Annotated in this window: 11 protein-coding genes; 5 read left to right on the top strand and 6 right to left on the bottom strand. The window is 66.0% G+C overall.

Annotated features, from left to right (window positions below):
* From VK519_RS00480 to VK519_RS00465, 4 genes are all read right to left on the bottom strand, one after another.
* The coding region (locus VK519_RS00480) for an endonuclease/exonuclease/phosphatase family protein (protein WP_324346613.1) at window positions 1-672 on the bottom strand (672 nt) is incomplete at its 3' end.
* An 84-nt stretch (window positions 673-756) separates the two neighbouring features.
* A complete protein-coding gene (locus VK519_RS00475) occupies window positions 757-1395 on the bottom strand; it encodes a thiol:disulfide interchange protein DsbA/DsbL (protein WP_324346611.1) in 639 nt (212 codons plus the stop codon).
* A gap of 32 nt (window positions 1396-1427) precedes the next feature.
* Window positions 1428-2306 (bottom strand): thiol:disulfide interchange protein DsbA/DsbL, encoded by an 879-nt coding sequence (locus VK519_RS00470; protein ID WP_324346609.1) that lies wholly within the window; start codon window positions 2304-2306, stop codon window positions 1428-1430.
* 39 nt (window positions 2307-2345) lie between these two features.
* Entirely contained in the window at window positions 2346-3221 is an 876-nt protein-coding gene (locus VK519_RS00465; protein WP_324346607.1) for a c-type cytochrome, read from the bottom strand.
* Window positions 3222-3366: 145 nt separating this feature from the next.
* On the opposite strand from VK519_RS00465, the gene yihA reads away from it, so the two are divergent.
* Window positions 3367-4011 (top strand): ribosome biogenesis GTP-binding protein YihA/YsxC, encoded by a 645-nt coding sequence (gene yihA / locus VK519_RS00460; RefSeq protein ID WP_324346605.1) that lies wholly within the window; start codon window positions 3367-3369, stop codon window positions 4009-4011.
* Here the strand turns inward: yihA and msrC are convergent.
* Window positions 4008-4499 (bottom strand): free L-methionine (R)-S-oxide reductase MsrC, encoded by a 492-nt coding sequence (msrC, locus tag VK519_RS00455; RefSeq protein ID WP_324346603.1) that lies wholly within the window; start codon window positions 4497-4499, stop codon window positions 4008-4010. The two genes, yihA and msrC, sit on opposite strands and share 4 nt — an antisense overlap.
* Before the next feature lie 76 nt (window positions 4500-4575).
* Between msrC and bioD the strand changes: the two genes are divergently transcribed.
* The 4 genes from bioD (at window position 4576) to VK519_RS00435 (ending at window position 8360) form a co-directional block, all read left to right on the top strand.
* Window positions 4576-5268 carry a dethiobiotin synthase gene (gene bioD, locus VK519_RS00450; protein WP_324346602.1) on the top strand — a complete coding sequence of 231 codons (693 nt, stop codon included), beginning with the start codon at window positions 4576-4578 and terminating at the stop codon, window positions 5266-5268.
* Window positions 5265-5609: a hypothetical protein gene (locus VK519_RS00445; protein WP_324346601.1), complete on the top strand. Its 345-nt coding sequence runs from the start codon at window positions 5265-5267 to the stop codon at window positions 5607-5609. The genes bioD and VK519_RS00445 overlap by 4 nt, the downstream gene beginning before the upstream one ends.
* Window positions 5610-5743: 134 nt before the next feature.
* Window positions 5744-7930, top strand: a complete 2187-nt coding sequence (gene dcp / locus VK519_RS00440; protein ID WP_324346598.1) for a peptidyl-dipeptidase Dcp — start codon at window positions 5744-5746, stop codon at window positions 7928-7930.
* Window positions 7931-8060: 130 nt separating this feature from the next.
* The gene (locus VK519_RS00435) at window positions 8061-8360 is read left to right on the top strand and encodes a carboxymuconolactone decarboxylase family protein (RefSeq protein WP_324346596.1); all 300 of its coding nucleotides are present in this window, start codon (window positions 8061-8063) and stop codon (window positions 8358-8360) included.
* A 7-nt stretch (window positions 8361-8367) separates the two neighbouring features.
* Here VK519_RS00435 and VK519_RS00430 read toward each other — a convergent pair.
* The coding region (locus VK519_RS00430; protein ID WP_324346594.1) for a glutamate--cysteine ligase at window positions 8368-9094 on the bottom strand (727 nt) is incomplete at its 5' end.

Here is a 9094-nt window from a genome sequence, read left to right as displayed (position 1 = left end):
CGCGCGCCGTGGTTTCCAGCTGGGGAAGGTGGGCATCACGCTGCTCGGCGGCTGCAGCGCGGTGCGCGCAAAGAGCCGGCGCATCTCGGCACTGTCGGACGGCGTGTTGAGGTCGCCCATCAGCACAGCATGCGGTGAATCGGACAACAGCTCACCGATGAACGATAGCTGCGCATCGCGCGCACGCGGGCTCAAGGAAAGGTGCGCCACCACCACCACCAGGGCCTCGCGCCCGGCGCCGAAACGCGCCAGCAGCGCACCGCGCCCCGGGATGCGGCTGGGCAGCGGGTGGTCGATCACTTCGGTGGGCTCGAGCCGGCTGATCAGGCCGTTGGCCGAATGTGCCAGGCGCGCCATGGCGCGGTTGGGCTGGTGCGACCAGAACGGCATGCCTGAGGTTTCGGCCAGGTAACGCGTCTGGTTCAGGAACCCCGAGCGGAGCGAGCCTGCATCGGCCTCCTGCAGGCCGATCACGTCGAAACCGGAAAGGAGCTCGGCCAGCGCATCGAGGTTGGCCATCTTGTTACGGCCGGGGAGCACGGCATTGACGCTGCGCGTGACGTAGTCGGAATACCGCTGCACGCTTGCCCCAGCCAGGATATTGCAGCTAAGCAGCCGAAGGCGGCGGCCTGGAGCCTGGGCGGAGGTGGGGACAGGTGCGGGGGAAGTCATCGTGACGAAGGGTACCGGCCTTGGGCCGCCTGAGGATGGCGCCGCGCATGTGAAAGCAAGGACATGCGCGGGCCACCTTCGGGTTTAGTGACCTGAGCCGGCCAGTTCCCGCTTGGCCAGCCACAGCGTCATGGCGTTGAGCTCGTTGTAATCCTTGACCTTATCCGAGCGGTATTTGCCATTGACCACCAGCGTCGGCGTGGCGTCCACGCCCCAGCCCTGGATCAGTTTCATGTCGGCCTGCATCTGGCGCGTGGTCTGGGTGGAGTTCGCCGCGGCGAGGAACTTCGCCTTGTCCACGCCGTTGCGGGCGTAGAAATCGGCGATTTCGTCGATGGTGTTGATCGGGTAGTTGTCGACGTACTTCGCCTTGAACAGGGCGGCATGCGTCTGCTTGAGCACGCCCAGTTCGCGCGCGGCGTAGAAGGCGCGGGCGAAGGGCTCCCAGCCGATATTGAAGGCCGCGGGGATCAGCCGGAACACCACGCCCGGCGGCAGCTGCTTCTGCAGGTCTTCGGCGGCGGCCTCGTAGTGGCCGCAGTGCGGACAGCCATAGGAGAACACTTCCACCACCTCCACCTTGCCGTCCTTGCCGGCGCGCTGCGGGGTGTCGACCTTCTGGTATTGCGTACCTTCCTGCCACTGGCCGTCGGCCGTCTGGGCCGAGCATGCGGTGGCCAGCACGAGGCCGGCCACGAGGAGTGCAAGACGCCTGAACTTCATGAAACGATTCTCCGTCAGGCCGGCAGGTGGGTTTACTTGCCGGCGGCTTCCTTGCCCACCAGGAACTGGGTGAGCTTGATGGTTTGTTCGTAGCTGCCGGCATCCTTCGGCGAGAAGCGGTACTTGCCATTGACGACGATGGTCGGCGTGCTTTCGACCCCGTACGCCTTGATCAGTTCATCGGCGCGCTTCATTTTCGTGTTGATCGAAAACGAATTGGCCGTGGCGATGAACTCGTCCGCCTTGGCGCCGTACTGCGTATAGAACTTGGCAAAATCGTCCATCGTGGGCCACGCGGCCTGCGGCTTCGGGCGCTCGGAGCGAAGGTCCATCATGCCCAGGTCGCCCGACTTCCACACCGCGTCGTACATGGCGTCGTGGCCCTTGGCGTCCACGCCCAGCGCTTGCGCGGTGTAGTACACGCGCTGCAGTGCCGGCCAGTTTTCCTGCGGCACGAACGAGGCCGGCAGGTACACCACGGTGGCGGCTTTGGGCATGGCGGCGGCCAGCTTGTCCATCCAGTCGTGGAAGGCATTGCAGGCGGGGCAACCGTAGGAGAACACCTCCACCACTTCGATCTTGCCGCTGTTGGTGACGGTGGGCTGGGCAGGCTCGATGCGCTGGTATTGCTTACCCTCGACGAAGCTGCCGTCGTCGACGAACTTGGCGGCAGCTTCCGCTCGGTCGGCCGCGATGGTGGGATCGACGGCGGCGGGCGTGCTTGCCGCGGAGCCGGCGACCGCGGGGGCCGCAGCGGTGCCGGCCTGGACGGGGGCGGCCACGCTTGCCGCGGCGGCGGTCGATGCCGCCGTCGGCGCCGGGGCGGCCGGCGCGGCGCTGTCGCCGTTATTCGAACTGCAGGCCGACAGCATCAGCAGGGCAGCGCACACGAGCGACAGGCGCTTGGGCATGGTCGTTTCCTTCCTTGTTTTACGGGGATGGTGCTTGGCTTAGTTCGCCACGGGTGCGGCAGACGTCGGCTCGTTGGTGTGCAGGCCTTCGATGAAGCTGGCGAGCGCGGCGATGTCCTTTTCGTCGAGCTTCTGCGCGATCGACGGCATGATCTTGGCATGCGCGTCGGTACCCCAGGTGGTGCCGTCGTGCCAGGCCTTCAGCGTGGCTTGCACGTAGTTGGCATGCTGGCCGGCCAGCTGCGGGTAGATCGCGCCCGGGTTGCCGTGGCCGTCGGGGCCGTGGCAGGCCATGCAGGCGGGCACGCCCTTGGTGGAATCGCCCTCGTGGTACAGCTGCGCGCCGCGCTCCACCAGGGCCTGGTCGGCTACGCCGGGCAGGGACTGCTTGGTGGCGAAGTAGGCGCCGATGTCGTGCATGTCCTGCGGGCTGAGCGGGGCGGTCATGCCCATCATGATGGGGTTCTGGCGGGTACCGGCCTTGAAATTGACGAGCTGGCGGGCGGTGTACGACTCCACCTGGCCGGCCAGGCGCGGGTATTGCGGATCGGTCGAGTTGCCGTCCATGCCGTGGCAGGCGCCGCACACGGCGGCCTTGGCCTGGCCCGCGGTAGCGTCGCCGGGCTTGGTGGCGGCGTGCGATGCGTCGGTGGGCGCGGCCGGTGCCTGGGCGGCGACGGGGCCGCCGGCCTGCGCGCCGGGTTCGGCTGCCGTGGTGCCGCCGGGCTGGTCACCGCCCGGCGTGGTCGCGCGCTGCGAGGCGCTGGCGGCCGAGGCGGGAGCGGCCTCCTGGGCCCCGACGGGAGCCTTGGCTGCACTGGCGGCCGGAGCGGCCTTCGGCGCGGTGGCCTGCTGGGCGGCTGCCGAGCTCATGACGAGCACGGTGGCGAAGGCAACGGCGTGCCGAAAACTCATACTTTCTCTCCAAGGGGAAGCTTGAACACGCCGCGCGCACCGCGCGTCGAAACCCGAGGATTATCCCCGTGCGGCGGAAGTTGAGTCAAACCACATTAAACTCATCGTCTGCCCAGCCGCGGCATCCCCTCCAAGGTCCGTCCCCATGCCCCCGATACCCAACCCCCTGCAGGGCGCCGAATTCGTGCTCGCCGCCCACCGCATCGGCCAGATGCCCGCCGATCGCGGCGCGGAGGTCGCCTTTGCCGGCCGCTCCAACGCCGGCAAGTCCAGTGCGCTGAATGCGCTCACCGCCCACAAGGGCCTGGCCCGTACCTCCAAGACGCCCGGCCGCACCCAGCAGCTGGTGGTTTTCAGCCTGCCTGCCAAGGTGGACGCGGCCGGCAATCCCCTGGATGTCCGGCTGATCGATCTTCCGGGCTACGGCTACGCCAAGGTGCCCGAAGACCTCCGCGAACACTGGAAGGGCGAGATCGACCTCTACCTGCACCAGCGCGAAAGCCTGCGCGGCCTGATCCTCATCGTCGATATCCGCCATCCGCTGAAAGACTTCGACCGCATGATGCTGGGCTTCTGCGCCGGCACCCGGTTGCCCTGCCACGTGCTGCTGACCAAGGCCGACAAGATCTCCCGTGGCCAGGCGGGCTCGGCGCTGCAGGCGCTGCACAACGAGTACAACCGCGAGGGCTGGCACAACGCCACCGCGCAGATCTTCTCCTCGTCTGAAAAGACCGGCGTGGACGAAGCCCGTGCCCGTGTCCAGCAGTTGCTGGTATCCCCGCGCGACTAACCGCCGTTGACGCGCATGAAGGCGGCGCAGGCCAGTTCCATGCCGGCGCGGTCGGCTTCGTCGAAGCGCGCCACCGTCGGGCTGTCCACGTCCCACACGCCCAGCAGGCTGCCGTCCGCGCGCACCAGCGGCACCACGATTTCCGACGCCGATGCCGCGTCGCAGGCAATGTGGCCATCGAAGGCGTTGACGTCTTCCACCAATTGGGTTTCACGCGTCTGGGCGGCCGTGCCGCATACGCCGCGACCCAGCGCGATGCGGATGCAGGCGGGCTTGCCCTGGAAGGGACCGACAACGAGTTCGGTACCGTCGTAAAGGTAGAATCCCGCCCAGTTCACGTCCGGCAGGGCGTTGAACATCAGCGCGGCGAAGTTGGCCGCGTTGGCGATGAGGTTGGTCTCGCCGGCCATCAGTCCACCGGCCTGCTGGGCAAGTTCCGCGTAGAAGGCGGTTTTGTCGGCGGTGTCGATGGTCTTGTGTTCGAACATGGCGGGACGGCCTTTCTTAAGTATTCGTCGCGCCGTTATGGCGGCTGCGGCGCGGGCATGCAAGGGCTAAGTCAAGGTGAAAGGCGCGGTTTTCATTGCCGGTACCGATACAGGCATCGGCAAGACCTGGGTGGCGTCGGGGCTGGTGGCCGCGCTGGCGACCCTTGGTCCTAGCGTGGCCGGAATGAAGCCCGTGGCCAGCGGTTGCGTGCTCACGCCCGACGGCCTGCGCAACGACGACGCGCTGGCCCTGCAGGCCGCCAGCCACCCGCGGCCCACCTACGATGACGTGAATCCGGTCGCCCTGGCCGACGCCGTGGCCCCGCACGTGGCCGCGCAACGCGCCGGGGTGGACATCGACATGCCCGCGCTTCGCGCCGCATTCGATCGTCTTGGAACGGGCCACGACCTGGTCGTGGTGGAAGGCGTGGGCGGCTGGCTGGTGCCGCTGGGCCCAGGCGTAGAGGTGTCGGACATCCCGCGCCAGTGGAAGCTGCCGGTGATCCTTGTGGTGGGCCTTCGGCTGGGCTGCATCAGCCATGCCCGGCTTTCGGCGCGCGCCATCGTGGCCGATGGCTGCGAGTTGATGGGATGGATCGGGAACCAGGTGGACCCGGCCATGGAAGCGCTGGACGACAATATCGCCACCCTCGACCGTCTGCTGGCCGCGCCGTGCCTGGGCATTCTTGGGCACGACCAACCGGCGGCTCCGGCGCTGGCCGTGGCAGCACGACAAATTCACGACCGCTGGCTTATCAACTTCCCATGAGCAGACAACGCTATTACCTGTCGGTGGAAAACCTGGCCGCGGCCAAAGGCCGTGAACCGTCGCTTGCCTTCGAGGGCATCGGCCCGGTTGCCCTGGCGGCGGCGGTCACCGACGCCATGCGCAGCGATGCGCTTTTCCAGCGCTGGAAAGCCCTGCAGGCCGAGCCCGACGACGTCGATCCATCGCTGGGCGTCACCGACCCTTCGGCGGAGGCCACGGGCAAGGAAACCAGTCGCTCGGAGATCGAGCTGGTCACCACCTTGCCGATGGGCATCGTCAAGCAGCGGCTGACCTGGCTGATCGGCTCGGCCTGGCAGATTCGCGATATCAAGGCGGCCTGAGCCCGCCTGCTGGGGGGGGCAGAGTCAAGACTCTGACCCCGAATGGCGCGCCTGCCGAACGAACGTGCCTTCCTGCCATGGCGCGGGCCCTTGCCGCCCGTTACGATCCGTCGCCTGCCTGAAAGGAAAACACCATGCTCCGGATCCGCCATCTCGTGATCGCCACCTCGCTTGCCCTGGGCGCCTGTTCGTCGCACACCGACCAAACCGAAGCCCCGGTATCGCCCGGTACCGCGGCAAGCTCGCCTGCGCCTGCCACGACGTCGGCCTCGGCGGCCTCGCAGGCCAATCCGTTCTACACGGAAAGCAACCTGCCGTTCCACGCGCCGGACTTCACCAAGATCAAGGATTCGGACTTCCAGCCGGCGATGGAAGAAGGCATGCGCCAGAAGCTGTCCGAAGTGGAGCAGATCGCCAACCAGTCGGCGGAGCCCACCTTCGACAACACCTTCGTGGCGCTGGAGCGCTCCGGCGCGTTGCTCACGCGCGTCAACCGCGTGTTCGACGCCCTGACCGGCGCCAACACCAACGACACCTTGCAGAAAATCCAGGAAGACGAAGCCCCCAAGCTTGCCGCGAACCAGGATGCGATCTACCTCAACCCCAAGCTCTTCGCCCGCATCAAGAAGGTCTACGACGACCGTGAGAAGCTGAACCTGCAGCCGGAAGACAAGCGCCTGGTGGAGTGGTACCACGATGACTTCGTGCACAACGGCGCGAACCTCAACGACGACCAGAAAGAACAGCTGAAGAAGTACAACGGCGAGCTGTCCACGCTGTCCACCCAGTTCACCAACAAGCTGCTGGCGGCGAGCAAGGACGGCGCCGTGGTGGTGGACGACAAGAAACAGCTGGCCGGCCTTTCCGATGCCGACATCGCCGCCGCGGCGCAGGCTGCGAAAGATCGCAAGCTCGATGGAAAATGGGTGCTGGTGTTGCAGAACACCACGCAGCAACCCTTGCTGCAGTTCCTCACCGACCGCGCCACGCGCGAGAAGCTGTTCAAGGCTTCCTGGGACCGCGCCGAGAAGGGCGACGCCAACGATACGCGCGATCTGATCGTGCGCATCGCGCAGTTGCGCGCCCAGCGCGCGAAACTGCTGGGTTCGCCCAATTTCGCTGCCTGGGAATTGACCGATCAGATGGCCAAGACACCCGAGGCCGCGGAGGGCTTCATGGAAAAGCTTGCCCCCGCTGCCGTGGCCCGCGCCCACGCCGAGGGCAAGGACATCCAGGCGGTGATCGACAAGCAGCACGGTGGCTTCAAGCTGCAGCCGTGGGACTGGAACATCTACGCCGAGCAGGTGCGCAAGGCCAAGTTCGACCTGGACGAATCTCAGGTCAAGCCGTATTTCGAACTGGACAACGTGCTGCAGAACGGCGTGTTCTATGCAGCCAACCAGCTTTACGGCCTTACCTTCAAGGAGCGCAAGGACATCCCTGTCTACCAGCCGGATGTGCGCGTGTTCGAGGTGTTCGACAAGGACGGCACCTCGCTGGCGCTGTTCTATGCCGACTACTACAAGCGCGACAACAAGAACGGCGGCGCCTGGATGAGCAACTTCGTCGACCAGTCGAAGCTGCTGGGTGACAAGCCGGTGATCTACAACGTGTGCAACTTCACCAAGCCGGTCGATGGCCAGCCGGCGTTGATCAGCTTCGACGATGTGGTCACCATGTTCCACGAGTTCGGCCATGGGCTGCATGGCATCTTCGCCAACACGCAATACCCGAGCCTGTCCGGCGCCAACACGCCGCGCGACTTCGTCGAGTTCCCGTCGCAGTTCAACGAGCACTGGGCAACCGATCCGAAGATCTTCGCCAACTACGCCAAGCACTACCAGACACACGCACCGATGCCGGCGGAGCTGGTGCAGAAGATCAAGAACGCGCGTGACTTCAACCAGGGCTATGCGATGAGCGAACTCATCGGCGCGGCGCTGCTGGACATGCAGTGGCACTCCATCAGCCCCGACGCGCCGAAGCAGAATGCCGATGCCTTCGAGGCGGCGGCGCTCAAGAAGACCGGCATGGACAACCCGCAGGTACCGCCGCGCTACCGTTCCAGCTACTTCCAGCACATCTGGGGTAACGAGTACGCCGCCGGCTATTACGCCTACCTGTGGACCCAGATGCTCGCCGACGACGCCTTCCAGGGTTTCGTCGACAAGGGCGGCATGACCCCCGAAAACGGCCAGCGTTTCCGCGAGATGGTGCTTTCCCGCGGCAACACCGTGGAACTGGGCAAGCTCTACCGCGACTGGCGTGGCGCCGATCCGCAGATCGCACCGATGCTGAAGAACCGCGGTTTGCAGAAGTAGCCGTAGCCACGACATAGGCCGTCGAACCCCCAAAACGGCCTAGTTCCGCGCCACACGCATGCGTCTATCATCGTTCGCTGCCGGCCGTGCAGGGGCGCCCGGTCCTTTAATTCCTATAGGACTGCTCGCCATGCACGACATGAAGAAGCTCGACAACCTGAAGCAGCTGGACAAGGGTGCGCCCGAGGCAATGAAGGCGTTCTGGGCTTTCGACAAGGCGGCCTTCGCCGAAGGCGCGTTGTCGGGGCAGGTCAAGCAACTGATCGCGATCGGCGTGGCGCTGACCACGCAATGCCCCTACTGCATCGAGATCCATACCAAGGCCGCGCGCGACGCGGGCGCCACCGATGCGATGCTTGCCGAGGCCACGTTGGTGGCCGCGGCGATCCGCGCCGGTGGCGCGGTCACGCACGGCACGCATTGCTTCTAGCGAAGGCCTAGTAGGCGAACTCGCGGAACACCGGATCCACCGAGCCGCCCCAGGCGCCATGGAACAGCTCGAGCTTCTGCTCGGCCGGCGTCTGGCCAGCCAGCGCCACTTCGTTCAGTGGCGCCAGGAACATGCTTTCGTCGGCGCCGCGCCCATTCACCCGCGCGCGGCGCTTCAGGCCCTGCTCGGCAATCTTCAGGGCTTCCAGTGCGAGTTCACGCACCGTGTGGCCGCGGAAGGGCAGCTTCAGCGCCTGCTTGGGCACGCCGTCGCGCAGCGCGTGGCGTTCTTCCCGCGAAAAATCCTTGACCAGGTCCCAGGCGGCATCGAGTGCGGTGTCGTCGTATAGCAGGCCCACCCAGAAGGCCGGCAGCGCACACAGGCGCCCCCAGGGACCGCCATCGGCGCCGCGCATTTCCAGGTACTGCTTAAGACGCACTTCCGGGAAAGCAGTGGTGAGGTGGTCGGCCCAGTCTTTCATGGTGGGCCGCACCCCCGGCAGTGCGTCGAGCTTGCCGTCCATGAAATGCCGGAAGTTCTTGCCGGACAGGTCGATGTACTTGCCGTCGCGATAGCTGAAGTACATCGGCACATCGAGGATGTAGTCGACGTAGCGCTCGAAGCCGAAGCCGTCCTCGAACACGAAGGGCAGGATGCCCGAGCGGTCCGGATCGGTGTCCGTCCAGATGAAGGCGCGATAGCTGAGGTAGCCGTTCGGCTGGCCCTCGGCGAAG

The sequence above is a fragment of the Pinirhizobacter sp. genome, from assembly GCF_035317885.1.
Lineage (GTDB): Bacteria > Pseudomonadota > Gammaproteobacteria > Xanthomonadales > Rhodanobacteraceae > Pinirhizobacter.
This window is presented reverse-complemented; position numbering and strand designations above follow the sequence as displayed.

Excerpts from the sequence above, each read along its gene's own strand:
- VK519_RS00475 (WP_324346611.1), bottom strand. The coding sequence starts at position 1,395 with ATGAAGTTCAGGCGTCTTGCACTCCTCGTGGCCGGCCTCGTGCTGGCC.
- VK519_RS00470 (WP_324346609.1), bottom strand. The coding sequence starts at position 2,306 with ATGCCCAAGCGCCTGTCGCTCGTGTGCGCTGCCCTGCTGATGCTGTCG.
- VK519_RS00465 (WP_324346607.1), bottom strand. The coding sequence starts at position 3,221 with ATGAGTTTTCGGCACGCCGTTGCCTTCGCCACCGTGCTCGTCATGAGC.
- yihA (WP_324346605.1), top strand. The coding sequence starts at position 3,367 with ATGCCCCCGATACCCAACCCCCTGCAGGGCGCCGAATTCGTGCTCGCC.
- msrC (WP_324346603.1), bottom strand. The coding sequence starts at position 4,499 with ATGTTCGAACACAAGACCATCGACACCGCCGACAAAACCGCCTTCTAC.
- VK519_RS00445 (WP_324346601.1), top strand. The coding sequence starts at position 5,265 with ATGAGCAGACAACGCTATTACCTGTCGGTGGAAAACCTGGCCGCGGCC.
- dcp (WP_324346598.1), top strand. The coding sequence starts at position 5,744 with ATGCTCCGGATCCGCCATCTCGTGATCGCCACCTCGCTTGCCCTGGGC.
- VK519_RS00435 (WP_324346596.1), top strand. The coding sequence starts at position 8,061 with ATGCACGACATGAAGAAGCTCGACAACCTGAAGCAGCTGGACAAGGGT.